Raw genomic sequence first — 25,906 nt, forward strand, 5'->3', positions numbered from 1 at the left:
GAGGGCGAGTCTCCCATGATCCGCACCCGTGGTCGCCGGCGCCGCCGGTTACAGGCCGCTGACCCGCAGGGTGATGTTCAGCCGGCCGGCGAGGCCCAGCCAGGGCGGGGCCGTACCCGGGTGCACGCGCGGTACGCCGTGGTAGGCGAGCCGGGAGGGTCCGCCGAAGACGAACAGGTCTCCGCTGCGCAGCTCCACGTCGGTGTAGGGCCTGGCGCGCGTCTCGGCGTTGCCGAAGCGGAACGCACACGTGTCGCCGAGGCTCAGCGAGACCACCGGCGCGTCCGCCTCCTCGTCGCTGTCGCGGTGCATGCCCATGCGGGCTTCGCCGTCGTAGAAGTTGATCAGGGCGATGTCGTACGGTCCGGCCGGGACGGCCTGCGGGCCGAGTGCCTCGGCCACCGCACGGCGGGCCAGCTCGGCCAGCCAGTCCGGGAACGGCTTCACGGGCGCTCCGTCGCCGTCCACGGCCGTGCGGGCGTAGGCGTACGGGTACCAGTGCCAGCCCAGGCACACCTGGCGCGCGGTCATCGTGCCGCCGCCCGGGGTACGGACCGTGCGGAGGCCGGCCGGAGGCCGCGCCCACCCCCGGCAGGCGGCGAGCAGCTCGCGCTGCCGTTCGGCGTCCAGCCAGTCCGGGACGTGCACGGCGCCCGGCGCGACCTCCGCGCGCTCCCTGGGAAACAGCTCCACGTCCACGCGCTCCATCCTGCCGCATGCCCGCCCCACCGTCCCTGATCTGCGGCTCCGCTAGCCTGGACGGACGATGAGCGACCGTATGACGACACCGTGGGGCGAGGTCGAGCTGACCCGCTTCCCCGAGGATCCGCGCGACCGGCTTCGTGCCTGGGACGCCTCCGACGCGTATCTGCTGCGCCACCTGGCCGAGCAGCAGGTGCCGCTCACGGGGACGGTCGTGGTGGTCGGGGACCGCTGGGGCGCGCTGGTCACGGCGCTGGCGGAGCACGGGCCGACGCAGATCACCGACTCCTTCCTGGGCCAGGAGGCGACCCGGGCCAACCTGGCGCGGGCCGGCGTCGAGCCCGGCGCCGTACGGCTCCTCACGACGCAGGATCCGCCCCCGGAGCGCGTGGACGTGCTGCTCGTGCGGGTGCCCAAGAGTCTGGCTCTGCTGGAGGACCAGCTGTCGCGGCTGGCGCCCGCCGTGCACGCTGGGACGGTCGTCGTCGGCACCGGGATGGTGAAGGAGATCCACACCTCCACGCTCCAGCTGTTCGAGCGGATCCTCGGCCCAACCCGGACCTCGCCGGCCCGGCAGAAGGCACGGCTGATCTTCTGCACCCCGGATCCGGCGCTGGAGCGGCCCGCCAACCCGTGGCCGTACTGCTACGCCCTCCCGGGCGGCGTCGGCGCGGTGTCGGGCCGCACGGTCGTGAATCACGCGGGTGTCTTCTGCGCCGACCGGCTCGACATCGGCACCCGCTTCTTCCTCCAGCACCTGCCCGGTCCGGGCGCGGGTCGTGTGGTGGACCTCGGGTGCGGCAACGGCGTCGTCGGTACGGCGGTGGCGCTGGCCGACCCGGCGGCCGAGGTGCTGTTCGTCGACGAGTCGTTCCAGGCGGTGGCCTCGGCGGAGGCGACGTACAAGGCGAACGGGGTGCCCGGGCACGCCGAGTTCCGGGTCGGGGACGGGTTGGCCGGGGTGGCGCCCGGCAGTGTGGACCTCGTACTGAACAACCCGCCGTTCCACTCCCACCAGGCGACGACCGATGCGACGGCCTGGCGGATGTTCACCGGGGCGAAGCGCGCGCTGCGGCCGGGCGGCGAGCTGTGGGTGATCGGCAACCGGCACCTCGGCTACCACGTCAAGCTCAAGCGGCTTTTCGGGAACAGCGAACTGGTTGCCAGTGACCCGAAGTTCGTGGTGCTGAAGGCCGTCAGGAAGAGCTAGCGCGCACGGCTCGCGGGGAGGCGCCGAGCCCGCGGTGGCAGGCTTCGCCGAAGGTCTGGGGATCGGGGATGCCGATGGCGGCCGCGATCGCCGGGACGGCCAGGGGCCGGGTGTGCAGCAGGTGGGCGCGGCCGAGTCCGCGGCGGCGGACGTAGGCGGTCAGCGTGTCCCGGTCGCCGCTCGGAAGAGGCGGATCAGGTGGTGGTGCGAGACGCTCGCCGCCCCGGGCGATCTCCGGCACGGTGAGCGGGTCGGCCGGATGTGCCTCGTTGCGGGCGACGGCCGCGCGGAACGCCGGGTGCGGGCCTGACCGTTCGCCGGCGCGGGCGTCAGCCGGGCGATGCGCCACAACGCGGCCCATACCTCGGCGCGGGTCTCCTCGGGCGAGCCGGGCACGGCGGCCACCGGCTGCCGCAACGCGGCGGTGAGGGCGAGTTCGGGTCCGGTGTCCTGCACGACGGGGAGCGTGCGGAGCGGTCCGGCGGCCGGGATGCGCAGGTGTGCGTACGGGTGCTCGGAGGACCCCGGTAGGGGTGGTGGACGGACGTGCCGGGCGGTACGAGGCTCACCCGGCCCGGCCGCAGGACGTGCGGGGTGCCGTCCACGGTCGGCTCGGCGGCGTGGCCGTACGGGTGCTGCTGCCACGGCTCGGGGAGCCGGAAGACGTCCGCCGGCTCGCGACGCCGCGCAAACCGACGCCGGCGGCGACCACGTCCGGCGGCTCCCCGAGGCGCAGGCTCGTCCGGCGCGTGATCAGCCGGTGGCGCGGGAGAGGACGTGGATGATCCGGGCCACCTCGCGGGCCATCGCCTCCCGGCCCACGCTGAGGTATTTCCGGGAGTCGACGGCCTCCGGGTGCTCGGCGAGGAACTCCCGGATCGCCGCGGTCATGGCGGCGTTGAGGGCGGTGCCGACGTTGACCTTGGCGATGCCGCCGACGACCGCCGCGGCCAGTCCGTCGTCCGGCACTCCGGAGGAACCGTGCAGCACGAGCGGGACGGCCAGCGCGGCGGCCAGCCGCTTGAGCAGGCCGTGGTCGAGGGTGGCGGTGCGGGTGGTCATGGCGTGCACGCTGCCGATGGCGACGGCCAGGGCGTCGGCTCCCGTCCTGGTGATGAAGTCCCGGGCCTGGTCGGGGTCGGTACGGGCGCCCGGGGCGTGCGCGTCCAGCGCAGGCCGTCCGTCCTTGCCGCCGACCTGGCCCAACTCGGCCTCGATCCAGAGCTCTCGGGCATGTGCCCAGTCGGCGGCGGCCCGGGTCGCGGCAAGATTTTCGGTGTAGGGGAGGCGGGCCGCGTCGTACATCACCGAGCTGAAGCCCGCGTCGGCTGCCTGGCGCAGCAGGTCGTCGCTCTGTACGTGGTCCAGGTGCAAGGCGACGGGTACGGCGGCCCGTTCCGCGGCAACGACGGCCGCGCGGGCCAGCGGCAACAGCCGACCGTAGCGGAATTTGACGGCGTTCTCGCTGACTTGGAGGACGACGGGTGCGCCCGCCGACTCGGCGCCGGCGATGACGGCTTCGATGTGTTCCAGGGTGATGACGTTGAACGCGGCGACGGCCGAGCGGGCTTCGGCGGCACGGGTGACCAGCTCGCCGGTTGACGCGAGAGGCACGTGAGGTGTCCTTTCGGGACGCGGGGTGGCAGGCTCAGGGGGCGAGGATCACGGACCGGGTGAGGTGGCGCGGCTGGTCGGGGTCGAGGCCGCGCGCGGCGGCGACGGCGACGGCGAGCCGCTGGACGCGGACGAGTTCGGCGAGCGGATCGAGCCGGCCCTCGACCCACAACCCGCCGGTGGCGCGGACCTGTTCGGCGAGCCCGTCGGGTGCCTCGCCGAGCATCCAGGTGGCCGTGCCCTCGGTGGTGACGCTGATCGGGCCGTGCCGGTACTCCATCGCCGGGTAGGCCTCGGTCCAGGACAGGGAGGCCTCGCGCATCTTCAGGCCGGCCTCGTTGGCGAGTCCGACGGTCCAGCCACGTCCCAGAAAGGTGAACTGGGCGCAGGCGACCAGCTCGTGCGGCAGAGGAGTGGAGAGGGCGGTACGCGCGTCGGTGACGACGGTGTCGGCGTGCAGGCCGAGGTGGGCGCGTAGGAGGGTGAGGGCGGTGGTCGCGAACCGGGTCTGGACGACGGAGCGTTCGTCGGCGAAGTCCAGGACGACGAGGTCGTCGGCGGCCGTCATGACGGGGGTCTCGGGGTCGGCGGTGACGGCCGTGGTGCGCGTGCTCCCCTTCAACTCGCCGAGCAGGTGAAGCACTTCGGTGGTGGTGCCGGAGCGGGTGAGGGCGAGCACCCGGTCGTACGGTCGCCCGTGCGGGAACTCGGAGGCGGCGAACGCGTCGGTCTCGCCCTGCCCGGCGCCCTCGCGCAGGGCGGCCACCGCCTGTGCCATGAAGTACGAGGTCCCGCACCCCACGACGGCGACCCGTTCCCCCGGCCGCGGCAGCGCGTCGCGGTGCCGCCCCGTCTCCTCGGCCGCCCGTATCCAGCACTCCGGCTGGCTGTTCAGCTCGTCCTCGACATGGGTCATGCCCGCACCCTCCCCTTGCTGATTGTTCCTGCAAGATATAGCGAGGTTTCGAGCACAATCAAGCATTGGGGCTAAGGCAGGGTGCGCTAGGGTCGCCGAGAGACGCTGAGAACGATCGGGGGATGATCGGAGAGCGTTCGGAGACCGACCGGAGAACGGAGGCCGCGGATGTCCCGGGACGCCCGCTGGAAGGCGCTGCTGGAACTGCTCGTCGAGCGCGGCCGGCTGGATGTCGAGGAGGCGGCCACCGAGCTGCAGGTGTCGGCGGCCACGATCCGGCGGGACTTCGACCAGCTCGCCGAACAGCAGATGCTGGTGCGCACCCGGGGCGGAGCGGTGGTGCACGGGGTGTCGTACGAACTCCCCCTGCGCTACAAGACGGCCCGCCGCGCCTCCGAGAAGCAGCGCATCGCCAAGGCGGTGGCCGACCTCGTCGCACCGGGTGAGGCGGTGGGACTGACCGGTGGTACGACCACGACGGAGGTGGCCCGCGCGCTCGCCGTACGCGGCGACCTGTCCACGGCCTCGCCGGCGCTGACCGTCGTCACCAACGCGCTCAACATCGCCAACGAGCTTGCCGTACGGCCCCAGTTCAAGATCGTGGTGACGGGCGGGGTGGCGCGTCCGCAGTCGTACGAACTCATCGGTCCGCTCGCGGACGGGGTGCTCGGCCAGATCACGCTGGATGTGGCGGTACTGGGGGTCGTCGCCTTCGACGTCACGCACGGCGCGGCGGCGCACGACGAGGCGGAGGCCGCGATCAACCGGCTGCTGTGCGAGCGCGCCGAGCGGGTGGTGGTCGCCGCCGACTCCAGCAAGCTGGGCCAGCGGGCGTTCGCCCGGATCTGCGGGGCGGAGCTGGTGAACACGCTGGTGACGGACACGGCGGTGGGGCAGGAGACGGTGCGCCGCTTCGAGGACGCGGGCGTCCGGGTCCTGGCGGTGTGACGCCCGGCGGCCTCAGAGCGCCTTGGCCCTGATGGTGTGACGGCAGCCTCAGAACGCGCCGAGGTCCGCCTTCACGAACCCCGCGCCCCGCTGATCGTTGCAGCCGGCCAAGGGCCGGTCGGCGGGGTCAGGCCAGCTCTGCTGGGCCTGAAGCGCCACGCTCACCAGGGTCAGCAGCAGGTCGACGTCGCTCGCGGCGTCGAGGCGCAGGGTCACCCACTGTGAGCCGGGCACGATCCGGATCGCCCCCGAGTCCTTGAGGTCCTTGGCGAACCGCCGGATGGCCCGGTCGGTCAGCCGTAGGTCGACATCCCGGCCCGAGTGGAAGTGGGCGATCTCGCCCTGGGCCGAACTCACCGCCTCTCCCAGGCCGCAGCTCGGGACGGCCTGTCTCAGGTCCGGCCAGGTCGCCAGTTGCGCGAGCGCGCGCGAGGCCAACGTCATGGGCCCATCATGGCGCGCTCACCCGCCCGCAACCAGCTCGTGGGCCAGCATTAACCGACCTGTATCCGCCACGGACTCCCGGCCCACAGACGCGTACACCCTCCGAACAGGCAAGTCCTTCCCTGCGGCCGAAGTCCGACGGCGCTCGCGGGAAACAAGTCCTCGGCCCGCCGGGGCCCGGACCGGGAACCGCCCTGACAGTCAACGGTCCTGAGACCCCACCTCGGGGCGTGGTCGTCGTCTTCGGACTGGTCGCGTTGTGCACCGCCTACGGCGAAGGCGCCATGGCCGACTGGGGTGCGCTCCACCTCCGGCAGGACCTGGCCGCGTCCTCGGGCACGGCGGCCGCCGGGTACGCGTCTTTCGCGCTGGCCATGACCATCGGCCGGCTGACGGGGTCGGCTCCGCTGGCGCGCCTCGGCCGGGCACGTACCGTGATCGCCGGCACGGACATGCTCGGTGCCCTACGCGCCGAGGACGTTCCCGTACACGCCGGTGGTGTACTGCCACGGGGCGCCGGCGAACAGCCCTCCCTGGAGCGCACTCCATCCGGCACACTCACCCTATGGAGACTGCCGAGTTGCTCAAGACCCTGGACCGGGAGGGCCGGTCGCTGGCCGCGGCCGCCGCGGAGGCCGGACCCGACGCCAAGGTGCCGACCTGCCCGGAGTGGCAGGTGCGCGACCTGCTGCGGCACACCGGGGCGGTGCACCGGTGGGCCGCCGCGTTCGTCGCCGACGCGCACACCGCGCCCCGGCCCCTGGGCGATCCGCCGGACCTGGACGGCGCCGAGCTGGTGGCCTGGTACCGGGACAGCCACCGCCTCCTGGTCGACACCCTGGCCGATGCGCCGGCCGACGTGGAGTGCTGGACCTTCCTTCCGGAGTCCAGCCCCTCACCGCTGGCGTTCTGGACCCGGCGGCAGGCACACGAGACGACCGTGCACCGCTACGACGCGGAGGCGGCGCGCGGCGGTACGGCCTCCCCGATCGCACCGGACTTCGCGGCGGACGGCATCGACGAGTTGCTGCGCGGCTTCCACGCCCGCTCCAGGAGCCGGGTCCGCACCGAGGAGCCGCGCGTGCTGCGCGTGCGGGCGGTGGACGCGGGGGCGGACGCGGTGTGGACCGTACGGCTCACCTCCGAGCCGCCGGTGACCGTGCGGGAGGCGGCCGGGGAGGCCGAGGCCGAACTGTCCGGCCCCGCCGACCAGTTGTACCTGGCGCTGTGGAACCGGGCGCCGGTGCCGAGCGTGACCGGTGATCGCTCTCTCGCCGACCTGTGGCGGGACACGTCCGTGATCTGACGCCCGGTCAATCGATCTCGTCCAGCATCCGGGACAACACCGCGCGCTGCACCGGCCGCACCTCGCCGTGCAGCGCGCGCCCCTTCGCCGTGAGGGCCACGCGCACCCCGCGCCGATCCTCGGAGCACATGGCCCGCTCGACGAGGCCGTCCTTCTCCAGGCGGCCGATGAGCCGGGACAGCGCGCTCTGACTGAGATGGACCCGGTCGGAGATCTCCTGCACGCGATAGGCGCAGCCGCCGTCGGCCGCCGTTCCCTCGGACAGCAGGTCGAGGACCTCGAAGTCGCTGGCACACAGGCCGTGTCCGTGCAGCGCCCGGTCCAGCTCGCACTGGGTGCGGGCGTGCAGGGCCAGGATGTCCCGCCATTGCTCCACGAGTGCCTGCTCGGCCTTCTTCGCCGCCATGAGCGCACCGTAGCAGAGAACACGGTTTGTTGCATCGTAATTAAATGCATTTGCATTGGATGCGTGCGCATGTAGTGTCGTCGGCATGACCTCTCCGCTCACCACCCCCGCGGCGCCGTCCTCCGCTGTTCGCTGGACTCCCCGGCTGTGGGGCACCCTGCTGGTGCTGTGCGCCGCGATGTTCCTGGATGCGCTGGACGTGTCGATGGTCGGCGTCGCGCTGCCGTCCATCGGCTCCGATCTCCACCTGTCCACGTCGACGCTGCAATGGATCGTCAGCGGCTACATCCTGGGATACGGCGGGCTGCTCCTCCTCGGCGGCCGCACCGCCGACCTGCTCGGCCGGCGCCGGGTATTCCTGGTGGCGCTCGGCGTCTTCGCACTCGCCTCGCTGCTCGGCGGGCTCGTGGACTCGGGCCCGCTGCTGATCGCCAGCCGCTTCATCAAGGGCCTGAGCGCGGCCTTCACCGCGCCGGCGGGCCTGTCGATCATCACCACCACGTTCCCCGAGGGCCCGTTGCGCAACCGCGCGCTCTCCATCTACACCACCTGCGCGGCCACCGGCTTCTCCATGGGCCTGGTGCTGTCCGGTCTGCTCACCGAGGCCAGCTGGCGCCTCACGATGCTGCTGCCCGCACCGATCGCGCTGATGGCCCTCGCGGCCGGCCTCAGGCTGCTGCCGCACAGCGCCCGCGAGGAGAACCATGACGGCTACGACATTCCCGGCGCCGTCCTGGGCACCGCGTCGATGCTGCTGCTGGTCTTCACCGTCGTCCAGGCACCCGAGGCGGGCTGGGTCTCGGCCCGCACACTGCTGTCCTTCCTGGCCGTCGCCGTGCTGCTGACCGTCTTCGTCCTGGTCGAGCGGCGCGCCCCGAGCCCGCTGATCCGGCTTGGGGTGCTGCGGTCGGGCAGCCAGGTCCGGGCCCAGCTCGGCGCGGTGGCCTTCTTCGGGTCGTACGTCGGTTTCCAGTTCCTGACCACGCTCTACATGCAGTCGCTGCTCGGCTGGTCGGCGCTGCACACGGCGCTCGCGTTCCTGCCGGCGGGCGCGCTGGTGGCGGTGTCCTCGACCAAGGTCGGCGCGATCGTCGACCGGTTCGGCACCCCGCGGTTGATCGCGACCGGCTTCGCGCTGATGGTCCTCGGGTACGCGCTGTTCCTGCGCGTCGACCTGGACCCGGTGTACGCGGCCGTCATCCTGCCGTCGATGCTGCTGATCGGCGCGGCCTGCGCACTGGTCTTCCCCTCGCTCAACATCCAGGCCACCAACGGCGTCGAGGACCACGAACAGGGCATGGTCTCCGGGCTGCTCAACACCTCGGTGCAGGTGGGCGGGGCGATCTTCCTGGCCGTCGTGACGGCCGTGGTGACAGCGGCCGCTCCCGTCCACGCCACCCCGCAGGCCGTTCTCGACAGCTACCGGCCCGGGTTCGCGGTCGTCACGTGCGTCGCCCTGGCCGGCCTGCTGATCACCCTCACCGGGCTCCGGGGCCGTCGTACCCAGCCGTCGATCGTGGTCGCCGGGTCCACCGTGGAGGAGGCGTACGCGGAGCGCGTGGCGGTCCGCGACTAGGGGGTACGCCTCCACCTGCGCCCGGCGGGAGTTGTTGCCCCGCCGGGCGCAGGCTGTGACACTGGCCGGATGGACGAGCATGGGGGCCGACGCAACAAGGCCGAGCAGGACGCGGCCACGGTGGAGATCGGATATGCGCTGGTCAGCGCCGCCTTCGCCGCGGCCGTGCTGTTCGGGGCCGTTGCCGGCCCCGCGCTCCTCTTCGATCTTCCGCCGCTACTCCGGACCCTGTCGCTGCGGCTCGGGCTGACGGTCGCTCCGGTGGTCTTCGCGGCCCGGGTGGTGAGCGTGCTGGTGCGCTTCCGGCGTGCGGCTCAGCCCAGCCAGCCCGGCCGTACCAGCCACGACTCATAGGCCAGCGCGACGAGTTGCGCGGTCGCGGATGCCCGGTTTCACCATTGTGCGGCTCACATGGGTTTTGGCCGTGAGTGGGCTGGCCACCAGGCGGCGGGCGATCTCCTCGTTCGGGAGGCCGATGCCGACCAGCGCTTCACCTCCGCTCCCGCTCGGTGAGCCGGGAGAGCGCGTCGGCGGCGGCCGGCTCCTCGGAGCGGGCCGCGAACTCGGCGATCAGGCGGCGGGTGACGCCCGGCGACAGCAGCGCGTCACCCTCGACCACCGCCCGTACGGCGCGCACGAGTTCGTCGGGCTGGGTGCCCTTCACCAGGAACCCGGAGGCGTCCGCGCGGATCGCCTCGAAGACGTACTCGTCCAGTTCGAAGGTGGTGAGCATGACCACCTTCACGTCCTTCGTCTCCGCGTTCCCGGTGATGCGCCGGGTCGCGGCCTGGCCGTCAAGGACGGGGCATGCGGATGTCCATCAGCACGGCGTCCGGCCGGAGTTCGCGTACCAGCCGCAGCGCCTCCTCCCCGTCGGCCGCCTCTCCGGCCACCCCGATGTCCGGCTGGGCGTCGAGCAGCGCCCTGAAACCGGCCCGCACCAGAGACTGGTCGTCGGCGAGCAGTACCCGGATCACCGGTCCCCCCTGAGGTCCGTCGGCGGTACGGCGAGCACCCGGAAACCGCCGTCCGGGCGCGGGCCCGCCTCGATGGCGCCACCCAGCGCGGCCGCCCCCTCCCGCATGCCGGGGCCAGCCCGTTCCCGCCACCCCCGGCGTCCGCGCCGGTCACGGGGTCGTCGTCGTCGACGCGACTCAGGCCCGTCCCAGACCCACCCCGCCCGCCAGCTGCGCGACCGCGTGCCGGAAGAACGGTTCACGGTCCTCCACCACCCGGTTGAACTGCCCGAACAGTTCGAATCCGATCAGCCCGAACAGCTGCGCCCAGGCCGCCACCAGCGGCGCGGCCACCGCGGGCGGCAGCTCGGGAGCGAGGTCGGCGGCCATCCGCTCGGCCTCGGGGAGCAGGTCGGTGGGGAGCGGCGGTGCGGTGAGCCCGGGGCCCTGGTGGGCGTCGCGGACGATACCGATGAGGACCAGGCCGACGCGGGACGCGGCCCGGACGGTGGTCTCGGGGGCGGAGTAGCCGGGCACGGGCGAGCCGTAGATCAGCGCGTACTCGTGCGGGTGGGAGAGCGCCCAGCCGCGCACCGCCTCGCAGACGGCCGTCCAGCGCTCCACGGGCGCGGCGTCGGATGCGGTGTCCCGCGCCTGCTCCGCCGCCTCCCCGAGGGAGTCGTAGGCGTCGATGATCAGCGCGGTCAGCAGCTCGTCACGGCTCGGGAAGTAGCGGTACACGGCCGACGACACCATGCCCAGCTCGCGGGCGACGGCCCGCAGCGAGAGCTTGGCCGCGCCTTCGGCCGCCAGCTGCCTGCGGGCGGCCTCCTTGATGGCCGCGGTGACTTCGGCCCTGGCCCGCGCGCGGGCGCCCTGTGCGGTGCTCATACCAGCAGTGTGCCACGACCGAGAGCGGTGCACACGATGGTGAGCTGCGCCCCGAAAAGTGAGCGGCGCACAAAAAGGAGAGCGCCGCTCTTGCTATGGAGCACCCGTCTGCTCCACACTGAAGATCGAGCGAGAGCACCGCTCTCCCGAATCATGGAGGTCACCATGCCGGCGTCTTCGTACTACCTCAAAGCCAGCCCGCTGACCGTCCGTGTGAACAGCATGATCGGCTGGCTCGCCCGGCACGGACTCAGCCTCGCGGGCGCCGCCGAGATGTCCGTGCCCGGCCGCAAGAGCGGCAAGATGCAGCGCGTCCCGGTCAACCCGCACATCTATGGCGGCGGGCAGTACCTGGTCTCGGCGCGCGGTCACTCCCAGTGGGTGCGCAACATGCGGGCTGCCGGTGGCGGCGAACTACGCATCGGGCGCAAGGTGCGCACCTTCACCGCGGTGGAGCTTCCCGACGCCGAGAAGCTCCCCGTCCTGCGGACCTACCTGGAGAAGTGGGGCTGGGAGGTCAACCAGTACTTCGACGGGGTCACCGCCGAGTCCTCCGACGAGGAGATCGTCGCCTGCGCCGGCGACCACCCCGTCTTCCGGATCACCGTCACGAACTGACGGGCTCCTCCGCCGGGGCGGCCTGCCCCCGGTCCAGTGCGGTCAGGGCGCGCTGGGCGAGTGGGTGGGCACGGACGATCTCACCCAGCGAGGTAGAGCCCCGCGTGATGTCCCTGAACACCCGCCACGCCGGACGGAAGCCGGTGAGGGCCGCGTGGAAGAACCCGGGACGCTTCTCGAACGCGGCCAGCATCCGCTTGCCGACGCTCATCTCGACGCCGAGTCCCGCCTTGATCGCGAACGCGTAGTTCAGGGCCTGGCGCCGGGTGTCGACGGCGTCGTGGGCCTCGGCGATGCGGACCGCCCACTCCCCCGCCAGCCGGCCGGAACGCAGCGCGAAGGAGATGCCCTCACGGGTCCACGGCTCCAGCAGGCCGGCCGCGTCCCCGCAGACCAGCACCCGGCCGCGGGAGAGCGGCGAGTCGTCGGCGCGGCAGCGGGTCAAGTGGCCGGAGGAGATGGCCGGTTCGAAGCCGGCCAGGCCGAGGCGGGCGATGAAGTCCTCCAAGTAGCGCTTGGTGGCGGCGCCTTCACCGCGCGCGGAGATCACCCCGACTGTCAGCGTGTCACCCTTCGGGAACACCCAGCCGTAACTGCCGGGCATCGGGCCCCAGTCGATCAGGACCCGCCCCTTCCAGTCCGTGGCGACCGGCTCCGGCACCGGGATCTCCGCCTCCAGGCCGAGGTCCACCTGGTCCAGCTTCACACCGACGTGGGCTCCTATGCGGCTGGCACTCCCGTCGGCGCCGACGACCGCGCGGGCCAGCACCGTCTCCCCGCCCTGCAGGACGACCGCGACCGTGCGCCGGTCCGGCACCGCCGAGCCGTGCTGCTCGACCCGCTGCACCGTGACGCCGGTACGCAGTTCGGCACCCGCCTTCTGGGCGTGCTCGACCAGCTGCTGGTCGAACTCGGGCCGGTTGATCAGCCCGAACAGCATCTGCTTGGAGCGGCGGGTGCGGGTGAAGCGGCCGTTGTTCGAGAAGGTGACCGCGTGCACCCGGTCCCGGAAGGGCAGTTCGAAGCCGGGCGGCAGCGCGTCACGCGAGGGTCCGATGATGCCGCCGCCACATGTTTTGTAGCGGGGCAGCTCGGCCTTCTCCAGCAACAGCACGCGCCGCCCCGCGACCGCCGCCGCATAGGCGGCCGAGGCCCCCGCGGGTCCCGCGCCCACCACGACGACGTCCCACACCCGCTGCACGTCGTCCGCCGAAGAGTTCTCGCCGCTCACGATGGTCTACCGCTCCGATCAAGCCGCTGCCGTGGTGTCCCTCGCATCCTACGGCGGCCGTCGTCGCAGGCCGCTGTGGGAGTATCGGGGGTACTCACCCTGTTCAACGTCGCACCCACGAGGAGCGTGCCCATGTCGTCGAATCCGGTCGCCGAGACCGTAGCCTCGCTGCTGCCCCGGGCGAAGGCGGAGCTGACCGAGCTGGTCGCCTTCAAGTCGGTGGCGGACTTCGCGCAGTTCCCGAAGAGCGAGAGCGAGGCCGCCGCGAGCTGGATCGCCGACGCGCTGCGCGCCGAGGGCTTCGTCGACGTGGCCCTGCTGGACACCCCGGACGGCACGCAGTCGGTGTACGGCCACCTGCCGGGTCCGGAGGGCGCGAAAACGGTTCTCCTCTACGCACACTACGACGTGCAGCCGCCGCTGGACGAGGCCGGCTGGACCACCCCGCCGTTCGAACTGACCGAGCGCGACGGCCGCTGGTACGGCCGCGGGACCGCCGACTGCAAGGGCGGCCTGATCATGCACCTGCTCGCACTGCGCGCCCTGAAGGCGAACGGCGGCGTCCCGGTGCACGTGAAGGTGATCGTGGAGGGCTCGGAGGAGCAGGGCACGGGCGGCCTGGAGCGGTACGCCGAGGAGCACCCCGAGCTGCTGGCGGCCGACACGATCGTCATCGGCGACGCGGGCAACTTCCGTGTCGGCCTGCCGACGGTCACGACCACCCTGCGCGGCATGACCCTGGTCCGGGTGCAACTCGACACCCTGGGCGGCAACCTGCACTCCGGCCAGTTCGGCGGTGCCGCCCCGGACGCGCTCGCCGCGCTGATCCGCGTCCTCGACTCGCTGCGCGCCGAGGACGGCTCGACCACGGTCGACGGGCTGGACGCCACGGCGAAGTGGGACGGTCTGGAGTACACCGAGGAGCAGTTCCGTACGGACGCCAAGGTGCTGGACGGCGTCGAGCTGATCGGTGACGGCTCGGTCGCCGACCGGATCTGGGCCCGCCCGGCGGTCACCGTCCTCGGCATCGACTGCCCGCCGGTCGTCGGCGCCACCCCCTCCGTGCAGTCCACCGCCCGCGCTCTGATCAGCCTGCGGGTGCCGCCGGGCGTGGACGCGGTGGAGGCGACCAAGCTGCTGCAGGCGCACCTCGAGGCGCACACCCCGTGGGGCGCCCGGGTCACCACCGAGCAGACCGGCCAGGGCCAGGCGTTCCGCGCCGACACCTCCAGCCCGGCCTACCAGGCGATGGCCGACGCGATGGCGGTGGCCTACCCGGGCGAGACGATGCAGTACGCCGGTCAGGGCGGCTCCATCCCGCTGTGCAACACGCTCGCCGGCCTGTATCCGCAGGCGGAGATCCTGCTCATCGGCCTGAGCGAGCCGGAGGCGCAGATCCACGCGGTCGACGAGAGCGTGTCGCCCGAGGAGCTGGAGCGGCTGTCGGTCGCCGAGGCGCACTTCCTGCGCAACTACGCGGCGGGCTGACTCCTTCTGCCGATGGCAGAGGGGCCTCGTCTCCTGGCGGGGCACCGCCTACGGTCGGCGCATGGACGTCATCGCACTGCTCCCCCGCCTCCACCTCCTTCGCTTCCCGGTCGGCCAGGCCTATCTCTGGCGGGACGACGACGAGCTGACGCTGATCGACGCGGGCGCGCTCGGCGCCGGCCGGGCGATCGCTCAGGCGGTCACGGCGTTGGGGCGCGCCCCCGAGGACGTACGGCGGATCGTGCTGACCCATTTCCACGAGGACCACGCGGGCGGGGCGGGCGAGTTGGCCGCCCTGAGCGGGGCGGAGGTGCTGGCGCACCAGCTGGACGCGCCGTTCGTCATCGGTGAACTCCCGGGTCCGCCGCCGCGCTTCGAGGAGTGGGAGCTGCCGGTCCACGCGGAGGCGGCCAGGCACCTGCCCAAGGGCACGCCCTTCCCCCCGGCCGTGGTCACCGGCCTGTCGGACGGCGACGTGCTGGACTTCGGCGGCGGCGCCCGGGTGCTCCACGTCCCCGGCCACACGGACGGCAGTATCGCGCTGTTCCTGCCCGCCGAGGGCGTGCTGTTCACCGGGGACACGGTGGCGGCCTCACCGGTCGACGGGTCGGTGATGCCCGGGGTGTTCAACCTCGATCGCCCCCGACTCCTCGCCTCGGTCGGCCGGTTGGCGGAACTCGACGCGGAGGTGGCCTGCTTCGGGCACGGCGACCCGGTGATGGGCGATGCCGCAGCCGTTCTTCGCAGCGCGACGGCCGCACCCTGACCGCGCCGCCTCGCCCCGGCAGGTCAGCCGAGCGGCACACCGGCCTCCAGATAGAGCGCGGTCCCCCGCTCGCGGGCCCGCAGGGCCCAGCGGAGCCGCTCGTAGCGGACCGGTGGGAGCATCCCGGCGGCCTCCTGCTCGGTGGCGAAGCGCCAGGCCCGCAGCTCCGGCCCCGGCAGCAGCACCCTGGACGCCTCGCCGGGTTCCAGCCGGCCGCCGTCGAACAGCAGCCGCAGCCCGCCGAAGCCGGGCGGCGCGGGCCGCTCCCAGTCCACGACGAGCAGCCGGGGCACCTCCCGCAGCTGTATCCCGGTCTCCTCGGCGACCTCGCGCATGCCGGCCCGGGCCGGGGCCTCACCGCGCTCCACCACACCGCCGGGGAACTCCCAGCCGGGCTTGTAGGTGGGGTCCACGAGGAGCACCCGGTCCTGCTCGTCGAAGAGCAGAACCCCGGCGGCGAGGGTCTCGGCGGTCGGCTCGGGGGTCTGCACGATGTCACAGGCGGGTACGGCACCGCTGCCGACGGACTCGGCGATGTGCGCGGCGGTCTCGTACGGGGTGAGGGCGCTGGTGTCCACGAGGTGGGCGTCGGCGGTGAGCCAGGAGGCGAGGGCGGAGCGGTAGGGCTCGATGTGGTCGTACGCCCACTGGCGTACCCGCAGGTCGCCGTCGGGCAGGTCCGGTGGGACCTCCCGATCGGCCATGCGCGCGCGCAGGATCGTTTCGGCCGGGGCGAGGAGCATGTGGTGCACGCGGATTCTGCGGGCGGCGAGACCACCGAAGATCTCGTCGCGGTACTCCTGGCGGAGCAGGGTCATGGGCACCACGAGGGTGCCGCCCAGCTCGGCGAGCATCCCGGCCGCCGTGTCGACCACGAGCCGGCGCCACATCGGCAGGTCCTGGAGGTCACCGACCTCGGCCAGGCGTTTGGCCGGCAGCAGGTGCGTGAGCGCCGCGCCGACGACCTCGGGGTCGAAGAGCGTGCTGTTCGGGATCAGTTCGATCAGTTCCCGTGCGGTGGTGGTCTTCCCCGCACCGAACGCGCCGTTGATCCAGACGACGGTCACGGACTCCCCCTCTTCTGTTGGCCCCCTGTGGCTTGCCCGCTCCACCCTGCCACGGAAACCCCGCCCCGGTGAGGGCGCCGATACGGCAGTGCCGGTGCCCCCTGGGCGGGGACACCGGCACACACGCCGTACGCCGTCGGGTCTACTCCTGCCCGAGAACCTTGTCGTCGACGGAGGACTTGTCGTGGCTGAGGAGCTGACCGGCGGTGTCGAGGGTGTCCGCGACGTTGCGGTCGCCGAGGGTCCCGGCCTCCGCGGGGTGGGACGGCGTGATGGCGGCCACGACGAATCCGGTGGCGAGGGTGGCGATGGCGAGCATGCTGCGCTTCTTCATGCGCTGATCAACTGCGGAAGCGGCCGGGGGTCACGCGGATCACCGCGGTTCGGCTCGGGACGGGCGAGGACGGGGGACTTCCGTGACCCGACGATCAGGCCGCGGGTGTCGTCCGGAGCCTGCACCGCGGTAACCCGCGGTATCGCCGTGACCGCCCAGGAAGGCACAGCCATGACCGGCCCCCGCTCCACCACGACCCTGTGGCGCCCGACGGGCCCCAGGGAACTGGAGCTGGTCCGCGACCTCGGGTGGCGGGCGTGGCCGCCCCGGCTGCCGGAGCAGCCGATCTTCTATCCGGTCCTCAACGAGGACTATGCGATCCGGATCGCCCGGGACTGGAACGTCAAGCACGACGGCGCGGGTTTCGTGACCCGCTTCCAGGTCGACGCGGAGTTCCTCGGCCGCTATCCGGTCCGGCGGGCGGGCGGGCGATCCTCGAACTGCGGGCCGCGGCGGAGGAACTGGAGGAATCCAACGCCCACATCGTCGGCCGGATCGAGGTCGTGCACGAGTTCCGCCGGGACGAGGAGTCAGCGTGAGCAGTTCGCTTGTTGCAGACGGCACGAAGGCCGCCTCCACCGGTGTGCTGACCAACGCGCAGCCGGGCCAGCCGGTCACCGCCGACATCGGCGGCGTCCAGGTGGACCGGCTCGTCGTCACCGACGGCGGAGACGGCATCGACTCGGACCACGCGGACCGGGCGGACGCACGCCTGAGCCGCTGAGTACTACAGGGTCGCCGGGGTCGCGTCCGGTCTGCGGGCCAGCGCGGCCGCGGCGGCGCCGACCAGACCCGCGTCGGTGCCCATCTGCGCGGGCACGACCGTCAGCCGCCGCACGAAGGACAGGGTCGCGTAGGCGGTGAGCGCCTTGCGCAGGGGTGCGAAGAGGATGTCGCCGGCCTTGCCGACGCCCCCACCGATCACCGCGATGTCGATCTCGGCCAGGGTCGCGGTGGCCGCGATGCCGGCGGCCAGCGCCTGGGCGGCCCGCCCGAAGGAGGCCACGGCGACCGGGTCGCCCTGGCGGGCGGCGGCGGCCACCGCGGCGGCCGAGGTGTCGCCGTCGGGGCCCGGCCGCCAGCCTTGCTCCAGGGCCCGGCGGGCGATGTTGGGTCCGCTGGCGATGCGCTCCACACAGCCGCGCGAGCCGCACGGGCAGGGGTCGCCGTCGAGGTCGACGCTGATGTGGCCGATGTGGCCGGCGTTGCCGGTCGGGCCTGGGCGCAGTTGCCCGTCCAGGACGAGGCCGCCACCGACGCCCGTGGAGACCACCATGCACAGCGCGTTGTCGTGGCCGCGGGCGGCACCCTGCCAGTGCTCGGCCGCCGTGATCGCGACGCCGTCGCCGATCAGCTCGACCGGGAGACCCCCGGTGGCCGCGCGCACCCGCTCGACCAGCGGGAAGTCACGCCAGCCCGGCACGTTCACCGGGCTGACGGTCCCCGCCGAGGCGTCCACCGGGCCCGCGCTGCCGATGCCGATCGAGCCGGCACGTCCCCACAGGGGCGACCCGGCGAGGTCGCCGAGCACCCCCTCGACGGCCCGCATGACCGTTTCGCCATCGTGCTGAGCGGGCGTGGCGCGCTGGGCCCGCGCCAGGATCCGTCCGTCGCCGGCCACCAGTGCGCCGGCGATCTTGGTGCCGCCGATGTCCAGGGCCGCCACCAGGTCGGTGTGCATCAGAGTCAGATCTCCCCGTCGAAAGCTCGAGAACCAGAAAAGGCAGGCCGGTCAAGCGGTGGGGGCGCAGGCCGGAGACAAGCGGTGGACAGTCTCTCTCGCTTCTGACAACGTTGTCCAGGCTCTATGCTCGACGCCACATCGTCATACAAGCCCATGGAACCCGCATCATCCCCATGGGAGCACACGGACAACAGGACAGGACAGCGCATCGTGCCCGAGACCACCCGCCGTGCAGACCGCCACCCCGGGACCCGCTACGGCAACCGCCCGACGATGAAGGACGTGGCGGCACGGGCCGGAGTCGGCCTCAAGACGGTCTCCCGCGTGGTCAACGGCGAGCCCGGTGTCACCCCGGACACCGAGCGCCGCGTCCAGGAGGCGATCGACGCCCTCGGCTTCCGCCGCAACGACAGCGCCCGGGTGCTGCGCAAGGGCCGCACCGCGAGCATCGGCCTGGTCCTCGAGGACCTCGCGGACCCGTTCTACGGCCCCCTCAGCCGCGCGGTCGAGGAGGTGGCCCGCGCCCACGGCGCGCTGCTGATCAACGGTTCCAGCGCGGAGGACCCGGAGCGTGAGCAGGAGCTGGCGCTGGCCCTGTGCGCGCGGCGCGTGGACGGCCTGGTGGTCATCCCGGCCGGGGACGACCACCGCTATCTGGAGCCGGAGATCAGGGCGGGCGTGGCGACCGTGTTCGTGGACCGTCCGGCCGGGCGGATCGACGCCGACGTGGTGCTGTCCGACAACTTCGGCGGTGCCCGCGACGGCGTGGCCCATCTGATCGCGCACGGGCACCGGCGGATCGGGTTCATCGGCGACATGCCCCGGATCCACACCGCGGCCGAGCGGCTGCGGGGCTACCGGACGGCCATGGAGGACGCGGGGATACCGATCGAGGAACGCTGGATGTCCCTCGGGGCGACGAATCCGGAGCGGGTGCGCCGGGCGGCGGAGGAGATGCTCTCCGTGCCCGACCCCGTCACCGCGATCTTCACCGGCAACAACCGGGTGACGGTCACCGTGGTCCGCGTCCTCGCCGAGCAGTCCCGCCCGGTCGCCCTCGTCGGCTTCGACGACATCGAACTGGCCGATCTCCTGCAGCCGGGCGTCACGGTCGTCGCACAGGACGCGGCCGCCCTCGGCCGGACCGCCGCCGAGCGGCTCTTCCGCCAGCTGGACGGCTCCCTCGTCACACCGGAGCGCATCGAGCTGCCGACCCGGCTGATCACGCGCGGCTCGGGAGAGCTGCCGCCGGCCGACTGAGCCGCGCGGGGCCGGCCGACTCCGGGCTGCCGCAGCGACCGGATGCCGCCGCTGGAGCGCCTCGTGGGCGCCGACCGGGCAGCGGTGCCCGCCGTCGACTCTTCCACCTCGCCCGCTCAACGACGTCCGCGTCGGCCGAGTTCGTATTCGGCGGCCCATCCCGACGGTGCGAACGCGGGTGACCGGAGCCGACGCGGGCGTGCGCGCACGTCGGCCGCACGGGCTGGGTGTCCGCGTCGAGCGGTCGCGCCACCGCGCGGATGCCAGTCGGCAGACCGGCGGTCCGGGCATCGGTGCGTTGCCGTCACCGCTCCCGCTGGAGACGCCGCCGACGTACACCCCGGTGTTGCCGCTGCCGTGTCGCCGGTCTTCAGCCGGCACACCGCTGCCCCGGTCCCCTGTCGGTCTCGCCCGCCGATGAGTGGCGTGCGGAGCACGGGGGGCGGTGGCGGGGGGGTAGTGGGGTGAGCCCTCGGGCGGGGCGTGGCCGGCCCGCTACTTCGCGGAGGCCGTCAGGTCGCCACGGCGGGGCGCCGCGAAGCCTTCCAGGTCGGTGCGGGTCAGACCGGTCAGACGGGCGACCTCGGCGGTGTCGAGGGCGCCGCAGTCCAGGCCGCGCAGCAGATAGCCGCTGAGGGCCTTGGCGGTGGCGGGCTCGTCCATGACGTGACCGCCCGCACGGTTGGCGTAGCGGGCGAGGCGGCCCGCGGCCTGTTCGAAGCCCTCGCGGTAGAAGGCGAAGACGGCCGCGTAGCGGGTGGGAATGTGACCGGGGTGCATGTCCCAGCCCTGGTAGTAGGCGCGGGCCAGCGCGCGCCGCGTGAGGCCGTAGTGCAGGCGCCAGGCATCGTGGACCTTGGCCGTCGGGCCGACGGGGAGGACGTTCGTCGAGCCGTCGGAGACCCGGACGCCGGTGCCCGCCGCGGCGACCTGCATGATCGCCTTGGCGTGGTCGGCGGCCGGGTGGTCGCTGGCCTGGTAGGCGGCGGAGACGCCGAGGCAGGCGCTGTAGTCGAAGGTGCCGTAGTGCAGTCCGGTGGCGCGGCCCTCGGCGGCCTGGATCATGCGGGCGACGGTGGCGGTGCCGTCGGTGGCGAGGATGGACTGGCTGGTCTCGATCTGGATCTCGAAGCCGAGGCGGCCGCCGTCCAGGCCGTAGGCCTTCTCGAAGGCCTCCAGGAGGCGGACGAAGGCGCTCACCTGTTCGGGGTACGTCACCTTCGGCAGCGTGAGGACGAGGCCCTCGGGCAGGCCGCCGGCCTCCATCAGCCCGGTGAGGAAGACGTCGAGGGTACGGATGCCCCGGTCGCGTACCGCGGCCTCCATGCACTTCATGCGGATGCCCATGTACGGCGCCGCCGTGCCGTTCCTGTACGCCTCGGCGATCAGGCGGGCCGCGCGGGCCGCCGCCTCGTCCTCCTCGGCGTCCGGGCGGGGGCCGTAGCCGTCCTCGAAGTCGACGCGCAGGTCCTCGATGGGCTCGCGCTCCAGCTTGGCGCGGACACGGGAGTAGACCGGCTCGGCGAGGCCGTCGGAGAGGCCGAGTACGGCCGCGAACGAGGCCGCGTTCGGGGCGTGTTCGTCGAGGGCGGCGAGGGCCTGGTCGCCCCAGGAGCGGAGGGTGTCGGTGGCGAAGGCGTCACCGGGGACGTAGACGGTGTGGACGGGCTGCCGGGTGCCGGGGTCCCCGGGGTAGCGGCGCTCCAGCTCCGCGTCGACCGCTGCGAGGGAGGCGCTGATCTCCTCGCTGACGGCACCCGCGAGGCTCGTCGCCACCTTCTCCTGCTGACCCATCCCACGCCCTCCAATTTTCCGCTGTACGGAATCAACAATCCGTAGAATGAAGTTATCCGGGGCTCTTCCCGCTGGTCAACACCTTCCACGGCGCCGGTCGCCAGCCCGTGGGGCACCGGCCGGCCCCCGCCGGGACGCCTCCAGGATGCACCGAGGCCCCCGTGACCGGCGCGGTCACGGGGGCCTCGTGGGGCCTGGAGGAGGCTCAGCCCTTGCGGGCCTTGACCTCCTCGGTCAGCTGCGGGACGACGTCGAAGAGGTCGCCGACCACGCCGAAGTCGACCAGCTCGAAGATCGGGGCCTCGGCGTCCTTGTTGACGGCCACGATCGTCTTGGAGGTCTGCATACCGGCGCGGTGCTGGATGGCGCCGGAGATGCCGTTGGCGATGTACAGCTGCGGCGAGACCGACTTACCGGTCTGGCCGACCTGGTTGGTGTGCGGGTACCAGCCGGCGTCGACGGCGGCACGCGAGGCACCGACGGCCGCACCGAGGGAGTCGGCCAGCGCCTCGATGATCGAGAAGTTCTCCGCGCCGTTGACGCCACGGCCACCGGAGACCACGATCGCGGCCTCGGTCAGCTCCGGGCGGCCCGTCGACTCACGCGGGGTGCGGCCGGTGATCTTCGTGCCGGTGGCCTTGTCCGAGAAGGTCACGGAGAGGGCCTCGACGCTGCCTGCGGCCGGGGCGGCCTCGACGGCGGCCGAGTTCGGCTTGACCGTGATGACCGGGGTGCCCTTGATGACACGCGACTTGGTGGTGAACGACGCGGCGAACACCGACTGGGTGGCCACCGGGCCCTCGTCACCGGCCTCCAGGTCGACGGCGTCGGTGATGATGCCGGAGCCGATGCGCAGCGCCAGGCGGGCGGCGATCTCCTTGCCCTCGGCGGAGGACGGAACCAGTACGGCGGCCGGGGAGACGGCCTCGTGGGCGGCCTGCAGGGCGTCCACCTTCGGCACGACCAGGTACTCCGCGTACTCGGACGCGTCGTCGGTGAGGACCTTCACCGCGCCGTGCTCGGCGAGCGTCGCGGCGGTGTCGGCGGCGCCGTTGCCGAGCGCGACGGCGACGGGCTCGCCGATGCGGCGGGCCAGGGTCAGCAGCTCCAGGGTGGGCTTGCGGACGGCACCGTCCACGTGGTCGACATAGACGAGGACTTCAGCCATGGGAATGCTCTCCTGCGTAACGAAGTTGAGGGGCGGTCAGCGGGGGCGAGCCGTTAGATGAACTTCTGGCTCGCGAGGAACTCAGCGAGCTGCTTGCCGCCCTCGCCCTCGTCCTTGACGATCGTGCCGGCCGTGCGGGCCGGACGCTCGGTCGCGGTCTCGACCTTCGTGAACGCGCCGTCGAGCCCGACCTCCTCGGCGTCGATGTCCAGGTCGGAAAGGTCCCAGGACTCCACCGGCTTCTTCTTGGCCGCCATGATGCCCTTGAAGGACGGGTAGCGCGCCTCGCCCGACTGGTCGGTGACGGAGACGACGGCCGGGAGCTGCGCCTCGAGCTGCTCGGAGGCGGCGTCGCCGTCGCGGCGGCCCTTGACCGTGCCGTCCTCGACCGACACCTCGGACAGCAGGGTGACCTGCGGGACGCCCAGACGCTCGGCGACCAGCGCCGGTACGACGCCCATGGTGCCGTCGGTGGAGGCCATGCCGGAGATGACCAGGTCGTATCCGGCCTTCTCGATCGCCTTGGCCAGCACCAGGGAGGTGCCGATGGCGTCGGTGCCGTGCAGGTCGTCGTCCTCGACGTGGATGCCCTTGTCGGCACCCATCGACAGGGCCTTGCGAAGCGCGTCCTTGGCGTCCTCGGGGCCGACCGTCAGGACGGTCACCTCGGCGTCGTCCGCGTCCTCCGCGATCTGCAGCGCCTGCTCGACCGCATACTCGTCCAGCTCGGAGAGCAGACCGTCCACGTCGTCGCGGTCGACGGTCAGGTCATCGGCGAAGTGCCGGTCGCCAGTGGCGTCGGGCACGTACTTCACAGTGACAACGATCCTCAAGCTCACGCCGGCTCTCCTACTGCATCGTCATTTCCGGGCTGCCTCTTGCAGGCAGCATAGGCGCCTGAAGCGGCCGATCCCGATCGGGGCGTCCGCGCGCTCCGACCGAAACATTACTCGTCAGTACACCCAGTTCACGCCCGCTAAGCAAGCGCTTTGAACTGTGACCTTTGCAACGCAGCGTAACCGGAACTCGACCGCTTCGCAGAAGAGGGCGCCGTGATCAATCCCGCAGGCCGTTGAAGCGCCCCTGGTGGTAGAGGAGGGGCCGGCCGGAGCCCGAGGGGTCACCGAGTACGACCTCGGCGAGCACGATCCGGTGGTCACCGGCCGGCACGCGCCCGACGATCCGGCACACCAGCCAGGCGAGCACACCGTCGAGCACCGGTACGCCCTCCGGGCCCTCGCGCCAGGCGGTCGGCGGACCGAAGCGGTCGGCACCGCTGCGGGCGAAGGTGGCGGCCAGCTCGCTCTGGTGCTCACCGAGGACGTGCACGCCGACATGGTCGGTCTCGGCTATCGCGGGCCAGCTGGAGGCGCCCACACCGATCCCGAAGGAGACCAGCGGCGGCTCCACGGAGACGGAGGTGAGGGAGGTGGCGGTGAAACCGACCGGGCCGGAATCACCACGCGCGGTGATCACCGCCACACCGGCGGCATGCCGGCGGAAGGTGGAGCGCAGCAGGTCGGGGGAAGCGAGCTGAGGGGTTCCGAGTTGGGACGTGGCCGTCATGGAGTTGTCCTTCTGCCGAGGGGGGCATGTGGGGCCCTCGCTCGACCGGGCCGGGAGCGGGGAGGATCCGTGGCTGCTCACCACCTCGGACAGCGCGCGCTCGCGGTGCGGGCGAGGTCAACACGGACCCGCCCGTGGAGAAGGATTTCGGTCGGCATAGGGTCAGACTGACGATAGGCGGTGCGCACAGTCAAGTGCGGTCCGGGATCCGGGAAAGCCCGCACCGCGTCCTGAGGCTCCCTCAGACCGCCTCCCCGAGTGCCCCGATGACGTCGGCCTTGCGTGGCTGTCCGACGGCGCGCCGCACCACCCGGCCTTCGGCGTCGAGCACCAGCACGGTGGGCGTCTTCAGGATCTCCAGTTCGCGTACGAGGTCCAGACGGGCCTCGGCGTCGATCTCGATGTGGGTCACACCGGGGACCATTCCGGCGACCTCGCCGAGGACGCGCCGCGTGGCCCGGCAGGGCGCACAGAAGGCGCTGGAGAACTGGACGAGGGTGGCCCGCTCGCCGAGTTCACCGCCCAGCTCGGCCGCTCCGAGCCGCTTGCCGTCGTCCCGCCCGCGCACCCGCACCCTCCCGCTCCGCCGGTTGTACGGCACTCGCGGGCGCTCGCCACGGCGAACACCGCGACGTGCGCCCCCACTCCTGTCATCATCTGCACAAGCACTCATCAGACTGCGACCATTCCCGCCTTCCGGCCGAGTTTCCGCCACGGAACGGTCCGCCGACGGAGTTCGAGGCGCCGCGGCCACCGCGCTTCGCGCTGGCGGTGGGCTGCCGTTCGCGGGGCTGGGTCTGTCCTCAACGCGGCCTTCGGATACTGCCTCGGGTGCGGGATGTCCCTGCTCGCGAAGAGGGCAATGGTACGGGTGGAGCAAAGGGGGCTTGCATATCCCAGGTGGAATGTAGGCCGACGTGACGAGGATCTCGCCGCCACAGGGCACCAGGACTGGCTACCCGTCCGTTCTTCGGGCACGATCTGCGAGACGCCGTAAACCTACGGCCGCGTAACTTCCCCGCCGGGATCCCCCTTTCCCGAGCAGAGCAGAAAGGGCCCACCCCGCCCATGGCAGAGCTGGTCTACCGTCCCGTCATCGGTTTCGCCCAGACGCTGTTCAAGGTCTGGGACCTCAAGATCGACTGCAAGGGTTCGGAGAACATCCCACGCTCGGGCGGCGCCGTGCTCGTGAGCAATCACATCAGCTACCTGGACTTCGTCTTCAACGGCCTGGCGGCCCTGCCGCAGAAGCGACTGGTGCGCTTCATGGCCAAGGAGGCCGTCTTCCGGCACAAGGTCTCCGGCCCGCTGATGCGCGGTATGAAGCACATCCCGGTGGACCGCAAGCAGGGCGAGGCGGCCTACGCCCACGCGCTGGACTCGCTGCGCTCCGGCGAGGTCATCGGGGTGTTCCCGGAGGCGACGATCTCGCAGTCCTTCACGCTGAAGAGCTTCAAGTCCGGCGCGGCCCGGCTCGCCCAGGAGGCGGGTGTCCCGCTGATCCCGATGGCGGTGTGGGGCACGCAGCGGCTGTGGACGAAGGGCCACCCCCGCAACTTCAAGCGCAGCCACCTGCCCGTCACGATCCGCGTCGGCGAGGCGGTCGATGCACCCCGCGACCAGTACGCCGGCGCCATCACCCGCCGGCTGCGCGGTCGCGTCCACGAGTTGCTGGAGGCGGCGCAGCGCGCCTACCCGGGCCGCCCCAAGGGCCCGGAGGACACCTGGTGGCTACCCACGCACCTCGGTGGCTCGGCGCCGACGGCGGAGCAGCTGCGCGCGGCCGAAGCGCACTGACACCGCGCGCGGGGCGCCGTACGGCGGCCGGCAGGGTTCGCGGTAGTAACGGGAAGAACCCGTGGTCCCGTGGAACGGCTGCGCTGCGGAGGCGTGTCGATGCGGCGCTGTATGAAGGCGGCGGTGGCGGCGGTGGCCGTCCTGGGGCCCGGCGGCTGGATCGC

26 protein-coding genes and 6 pseudogenes are annotated in these 25,906 nt (G+C 72.4%); 14 read left to right on the forward strand and 18 right to left on the reverse strand.

Going from position 1 to position 25,906, the window contains the following annotated elements:
• Positions 1 to 48: 48 nt before the first annotated feature.
• Entirely contained in the window at positions 49 to 699 is a 651-nt protein-coding gene (locus tag ABZ079_RS16400) for an alpha-ketoglutarate-dependent dioxygenase AlkB (protein ID WP_356940117.1), read from the reverse strand.
• Between the two features lie 79 nt (positions 700 to 778).
• Here ABZ079_RS16400 and ABZ079_RS16405 point away from each other — a divergent pair, with 79 nt between their 5' ends.
• Positions 779 to 1,912 (forward strand): methyltransferase, encoded by a 1,134-nt coding sequence (locus ABZ079_RS16405; protein WP_356940118.1) that lies wholly within the window; start codon positions 779 to 781, stop codon positions 1,910 to 1,912.
• Here ABZ079_RS16405 and ABZ079_RS16410 read toward each other — a convergent pair.
• The 3 genes from ABZ079_RS16410 to ABZ079_RS16420 form a co-directional block, all read right to left on the reverse strand.
• Positions 1,899 to 2,273: a hypothetical protein gene (locus ABZ079_RS16410; RefSeq protein ID WP_356940119.1), complete on the reverse strand. Its 375-nt coding sequence runs from the start codon at positions 2,271 to 2,273 to the stop codon at positions 1,899 to 1,901. The genes ABZ079_RS16405 and ABZ079_RS16410 overlap by 14 nt on opposite strands.
• Before the next feature lie 392 nt (positions 2,274 to 2,665).
• Entirely contained in the window at positions 2,666 to 3,526 is an 861-nt protein-coding gene (locus ABZ079_RS16415) for a ketose-bisphosphate aldolase (RefSeq protein ID WP_356940120.1), read from the reverse strand.
• 34 nt (positions 3,527 to 3,560) lie between these two features.
• Positions 3,561 to 4,442, reverse strand: coding sequence for a sugar isomerase (locus tag ABZ079_RS16420; protein WP_356940121.1), 882 nt, complete (start codon positions 4,440 to 4,442; stop codon positions 3,561 to 3,563).
• Positions 4,443 to 4,610: 168 nt separating this feature from the next.
• Here ABZ079_RS16420 and ABZ079_RS16425 point away from each other — a divergent pair, with 168 nt between their 5' ends.
• Positions 4,611 to 5,390 carry a DeoR/GlpR family DNA-binding transcription regulator gene (locus tag ABZ079_RS16425; protein ID WP_356940122.1) on the forward strand — a complete coding sequence of 260 codons (780 nt, stop codon included), beginning with the start codon at positions 4,611 to 4,613 and terminating at the stop codon, positions 5,388 to 5,390.
• Between the two features lie 48 nt (positions 5,391 to 5,438).
• Here ABZ079_RS16425 and ABZ079_RS16430 read toward each other — a convergent pair whose 3' ends face one another.
• The gene (locus ABZ079_RS16430; protein WP_356940123.1) at positions 5,439 to 5,834 is read right to left on the reverse strand and encodes a luciferase family protein; all 396 of its coding nucleotides are present in this window, start codon (positions 5,832 to 5,834) and stop codon (positions 5,439 to 5,441) included.
• Between the two features lie 224 nt (positions 5,835 to 6,058).
• Between ABZ079_RS16430 and ABZ079_RS16435 the strand changes: the two are divergent.
• Together ABZ079_RS16435 and ABZ079_RS16440 are read left to right on the forward strand one after the other, a co-directional pair.
• A pseudogene (locus ABZ079_RS16435) lies at positions 6,059 to 6,280 on the forward strand (MFS transporter); the annotation flags it as partial.
• A gap of 119 nt (positions 6,281 to 6,399) precedes the next feature.
• Complete coding sequence (locus ABZ079_RS16440; protein WP_356940124.1) at positions 6,400 to 7,140, forward strand: maleylpyruvate isomerase family mycothiol-dependent enzyme; 741 nt, start codon at positions 6,400 to 6,402, stop codon at positions 7,138 to 7,140.
• 7 nt (positions 7,141 to 7,147) lie between these two features.
• Here ABZ079_RS16440 and ABZ079_RS16445 read toward each other — a convergent pair whose 3' ends face one another.
• Positions 7,148 to 7,546, reverse strand: coding sequence for a MarR family transcriptional regulator (locus ABZ079_RS16445; RefSeq protein WP_356940125.1), 399 nt, complete (start codon positions 7,544 to 7,546; stop codon positions 7,148 to 7,150).
• 85 nt (positions 7,547 to 7,631) lie between these two features.
• Here ABZ079_RS16445 and ABZ079_RS16450 point away from each other — a divergent pair, with 85 nt between their 5' ends.
• Together ABZ079_RS16450 and ABZ079_RS16455 are read left to right on the forward strand one after the other, a co-directional pair.
• Positions 7,632 to 9,122, forward strand: a complete 1,491-nt coding sequence (locus ABZ079_RS16450) for an MFS transporter (RefSeq protein ID WP_356940126.1) — start codon at positions 7,632 to 7,634, stop codon at positions 9,120 to 9,122.
• 69 nt (positions 9,123 to 9,191) lie between these two features.
• The gene (locus ABZ079_RS16455) at positions 9,192 to 9,476 is read left to right on the forward strand and encodes a DUF6332 family protein (protein ID WP_356940127.1); all 285 of its coding nucleotides are present in this window, start codon (positions 9,192 to 9,194) and stop codon (positions 9,474 to 9,476) included.
• Here the strand turns inward: ABZ079_RS16455 and ABZ079_RS16460 are convergent.
• The 3 genes and pseudogenes from ABZ079_RS16460 to ABZ079_RS16470 all read right to left on the reverse strand — a co-directional run bounded on the left by ABZ079_RS16460 (position 9,437) and on the right by ABZ079_RS16470 (position 10,969).
• Positions 9,437 to 10,099: pseudogene (locus tag ABZ079_RS16460) on the reverse strand (response regulator transcription factor). The gene ABZ079_RS16455 and the pseudogene ABZ079_RS16460 sit on opposite strands and share 40 nt — an antisense overlap.
• Positions 10,096 to 10,274 (reverse strand): annotated as a pseudogene (locus tag ABZ079_RS16465) (sensor histidine kinase); the annotation flags it as partial. The pseudogenes ABZ079_RS16460 and ABZ079_RS16465, both read right to left, overlap by 4 nt.
• Positions 10,275 to 10,276: 2 nt before the next feature.
• Positions 10,277 to 10,969 (reverse strand): TetR/AcrR family transcriptional regulator, encoded by a 693-nt coding sequence (locus ABZ079_RS16470; protein WP_356940128.1) that lies wholly within the window; start codon positions 10,967 to 10,969, stop codon positions 10,277 to 10,279.
• 165 nt (positions 10,970 to 11,134) lie between these two features.
• On the opposite strand from ABZ079_RS16470, the gene ABZ079_RS16475 reads away from it, so the two are divergent.
• Positions 11,135 to 11,587: a nitroreductase family deazaflavin-dependent oxidoreductase gene (locus ABZ079_RS16475; RefSeq protein WP_356940129.1), complete on the forward strand. Its 453-nt coding sequence runs from the start codon at positions 11,135 to 11,137 to the stop codon at positions 11,585 to 11,587.
• On the opposite strand, the gene ABZ079_RS16480 is transcribed toward ABZ079_RS16475, so the two are convergent.
• Positions 11,577 to 12,818, reverse strand: a complete 1,242-nt coding sequence (locus ABZ079_RS16480) for a geranylgeranyl reductase family protein (RefSeq protein WP_356940130.1) — start codon at positions 12,816 to 12,818, stop codon at positions 11,577 to 11,579. The genes ABZ079_RS16475 and ABZ079_RS16480 overlap by 11 nt on opposite strands.
• 132 nt (positions 12,819 to 12,950) lie before the next feature.
• Here ABZ079_RS16480 and ABZ079_RS16485 point away from each other — a divergent pair, with 132 nt between their 5' ends.
• Entirely contained in the window at positions 12,951 to 14,306 is a 1,356-nt protein-coding gene (locus tag ABZ079_RS16485; RefSeq protein WP_356940131.1) for a dipeptidase, read from the forward strand.
• A 61-nt stretch (positions 14,307 to 14,367) separates the two neighbouring features.
• Entirely contained in the window at positions 14,368 to 15,072 is a 705-nt protein-coding gene (locus ABZ079_RS16490) for an MBL fold metallo-hydrolase (RefSeq protein WP_356940132.1), read from the forward strand.
• Between the two features lie 23 nt (positions 15,073 to 15,095).
• Here the strand turns inward: ABZ079_RS16490 and ABZ079_RS16495 are convergent, their stop codons facing one another.
• Positions 15,096 to 16,139, reverse strand: coding sequence for an NUDIX domain-containing protein (locus ABZ079_RS16495; protein WP_356940133.1), 1,044 nt, complete (start codon positions 16,137 to 16,139; stop codon positions 15,096 to 15,098).
• Between the two features lie 142 nt (positions 16,140 to 16,281).
• Positions 16,282 to 16,473 (reverse strand): hypothetical protein, encoded by a 192-nt coding sequence (locus ABZ079_RS16500; RefSeq protein ID WP_356940134.1) that lies wholly within the window; start codon positions 16,471 to 16,473, stop codon positions 16,282 to 16,284.
• 171 nt (positions 16,474 to 16,644) lie between these two features.
• On the opposite strand from ABZ079_RS16500, the pseudogene ABZ079_RS16505 reads away from it, so the two are divergent.
• A pseudogene (locus ABZ079_RS16505) lies at positions 16,645 to 17,012 on the forward strand (hypothetical protein).
• Positions 17,006 to 17,197, forward strand: a pseudogene (locus ABZ079_RS16510) (NPCBM/NEW2 domain-containing protein); the annotation flags it as partial. The pseudogenes ABZ079_RS16505 and ABZ079_RS16510, both read left to right, overlap by 7 nt.
• Positions 17,198 to 17,200: 3 nt before the next feature.
• Here the strand turns inward: ABZ079_RS16510 and ABZ079_RS16515 are convergent.
• On the reverse strand, positions 17,201 to 18,154 hold the full coding sequence (locus ABZ079_RS16515) for an ROK family protein (RefSeq protein WP_356940135.1): 954 nt from the start codon (positions 18,152 to 18,154) through the stop codon (positions 17,201 to 17,203).
• Positions 18,155 to 18,367: 213 nt separating this feature from the next.
• Here ABZ079_RS16515 and ABZ079_RS16520 point away from each other — a divergent pair, with 213 nt between their 5' ends.
• Positions 18,368 to 19,417, forward strand: coding sequence for a LacI family DNA-binding transcriptional regulator (locus tag ABZ079_RS16520; RefSeq protein WP_356940136.1), 1,050 nt, complete (start codon positions 18,368 to 18,370; stop codon positions 19,415 to 19,417).
• Positions 19,418 to 19,912: 495 nt separating this feature from the next.
• On the opposite strand, the gene ABZ079_RS16525 is transcribed toward ABZ079_RS16520, so the two are convergent.
• The 5 genes from ABZ079_RS16525 to ABZ079_RS16545 form a co-directional block, all read right to left on the reverse strand.
• On the reverse strand, positions 19,913 to 21,211 hold the full coding sequence (locus ABZ079_RS16525) for an aldolase (protein ID WP_356940137.1): 1,299 nt from the start codon (positions 21,209 to 21,211) through the stop codon (positions 19,913 to 19,915).
• Between the two features lie 205 nt (positions 21,212 to 21,416).
• Positions 21,417 to 22,379, reverse strand: coding sequence for an electron transfer flavoprotein subunit alpha/FixB family protein (locus ABZ079_RS16530; RefSeq protein WP_356940138.1), 963 nt, complete (start codon positions 22,377 to 22,379; stop codon positions 21,417 to 21,419).
• Between the two features lie 53 nt (positions 22,380 to 22,432).
• Positions 22,433 to 23,218 (reverse strand): electron transfer flavoprotein subunit beta/FixA family protein, encoded by a 786-nt coding sequence (locus ABZ079_RS16535; RefSeq protein WP_356940139.1) that lies wholly within the window; start codon positions 23,216 to 23,218, stop codon positions 22,433 to 22,435.
• Positions 23,219 to 23,435: 217 nt separating this feature from the next.
• Positions 23,436 to 23,945, reverse strand: a complete 510-nt coding sequence (locus ABZ079_RS16540) for a flavin reductase family protein (RefSeq protein WP_356940140.1) — start codon at positions 23,943 to 23,945, stop codon at positions 23,436 to 23,438.
• Positions 23,946 to 24,186: 241 nt separating this feature from the next.
• A complete protein-coding gene (locus ABZ079_RS16545) occupies positions 24,187 to 24,546 on the reverse strand; it encodes a thioredoxin family protein (protein ID WP_356940141.1) in 360 nt (119 codons plus the stop codon).
• A 110-nt stretch (positions 24,547 to 24,656) separates the two neighbouring features.
• Here ABZ079_RS16545 and ABZ079_RS16550 point away from each other — a divergent pair.
• Both ABZ079_RS16550 and ABZ079_RS16555 read left to right on the forward strand, forming a co-directional pair.
• Positions 24,657 to 24,822: pseudogene (locus ABZ079_RS16550) on the forward strand (DUF4395 domain-containing protein); the annotation flags it as partial.
• Between the two features lie 191 nt (positions 24,823 to 25,013).
• Positions 25,014 to 25,742, forward strand: coding sequence for a lysophospholipid acyltransferase family protein (locus ABZ079_RS16555; protein ID WP_356940142.1), 729 nt, complete (start codon positions 25,014 to 25,016; stop codon positions 25,740 to 25,742).
• Positions 25,743 to 25,906 lie beyond the last annotated feature (164 nt).

Source organism: Streptomyces sp. NPDC006314, from assembly GCF_040613075.1.
Lineage (GTDB): Bacteria > Actinomycetota > Actinomycetes > Streptomycetales > Streptomycetaceae > Streptomyces.

Coding starts and splice junctions, on each gene's coding strand:
- ABZ079_RS16405 (WP_356940118.1), top strand. CDS start 779: ATGACGACACCGTGGGGCGAGGTCGAGCTGACCCGCTTCCCCGAGGAT.
- ABZ079_RS16410 (WP_356940119.1), bottom strand. CDS start 2,273: ATGGGCCGCGTTGTGGCGCATCGCCCGGCTGACGCCCGCGCCGGCGAA.
- ABZ079_RS16420 (WP_356940121.1), bottom strand. CDS start 4,442: ATGACCCATGTCGAGGACGAGCTGAACAGCCAGCCGGAGTGCTGGATA.
- ABZ079_RS16425 (WP_356940122.1), top strand. CDS start 4,611: ATGTCCCGGGACGCCCGCTGGAAGGCGCTGCTGGAACTGCTCGTCGAG.
- ABZ079_RS16430 (WP_356940123.1), bottom strand. CDS start 5,834: ATGACGTTGGCCTCGCGCGCGCTCGCGCAACTGGCGACCTGGCCGGAC.
- ABZ079_RS16440 (WP_356940124.1), top strand. CDS start 6,400: ATGGAGACTGCCGAGTTGCTCAAGACCCTGGACCGGGAGGGCCGGTCG.
- ABZ079_RS16445 (WP_356940125.1), bottom strand. CDS start 7,546: ATGGCGGCGAAGAAGGCCGAGCAGGCACTCGTGGAGCAATGGCGGGAC.
- ABZ079_RS16450 (WP_356940126.1), top strand. CDS start 7,632: ATGACCTCTCCGCTCACCACCCCCGCGGCGCCGTCCTCCGCTGTTCGC.
- ABZ079_RS16455 (WP_356940127.1), top strand. CDS start 9,192: ATGGACGAGCATGGGGGCCGACGCAACAAGGCCGAGCAGGACGCGGCC.
- ABZ079_RS16470 (WP_356940128.1), bottom strand. CDS start 10,969: ATGAGCACCGCACAGGGCGCCCGCGCGCGGGCCAGGGCCGAAGTCACC.
- ABZ079_RS16475 (WP_356940129.1), top strand. CDS start 11,135: ATGCCGGCGTCTTCGTACTACCTCAAAGCCAGCCCGCTGACCGTCCGT.
- ABZ079_RS16485 (WP_356940131.1), top strand. CDS start 12,951: ATGTCGTCGAATCCGGTCGCCGAGACCGTAGCCTCGCTGCTGCCCCGG.
- ABZ079_RS16490 (WP_356940132.1), top strand. CDS start 14,368: ATGGACGTCATCGCACTGCTCCCCCGCCTCCACCTCCTTCGCTTCCCG.
- ABZ079_RS16500 (WP_356940134.1), bottom strand. CDS start 16,473: ATGAAGAAGCGCAGCATGCTCGCCATCGCCACCCTCGCCACCGGATTC.
- ABZ079_RS16515 (WP_356940135.1), bottom strand. CDS start 18,154: ATGCACACCGACCTGGTGGCGGCCCTGGACATCGGCGGCACCAAGATC.
- ABZ079_RS16525 (WP_356940137.1), bottom strand. CDS start 21,211: ATGGGTCAGCAGGAGAAGGTGGCGACGAGCCTCGCGGGTGCCGTCAGC.
- ABZ079_RS16530 (WP_356940138.1), bottom strand. CDS start 22,379: ATGGCTGAAGTCCTCGTCTATGTCGACCACGTGGACGGTGCCGTCCGC.
- ABZ079_RS16540 (WP_356940140.1), bottom strand. CDS start 23,945: ATGACGGCCACGTCCCAACTCGGAACCCCTCAGCTCGCTTCCCCCGAC.
- ABZ079_RS16555 (WP_356940142.1), top strand. CDS start 25,014: ATGGCAGAGCTGGTCTACCGTCCCGTCATCGGTTTCGCCCAGACGCTG.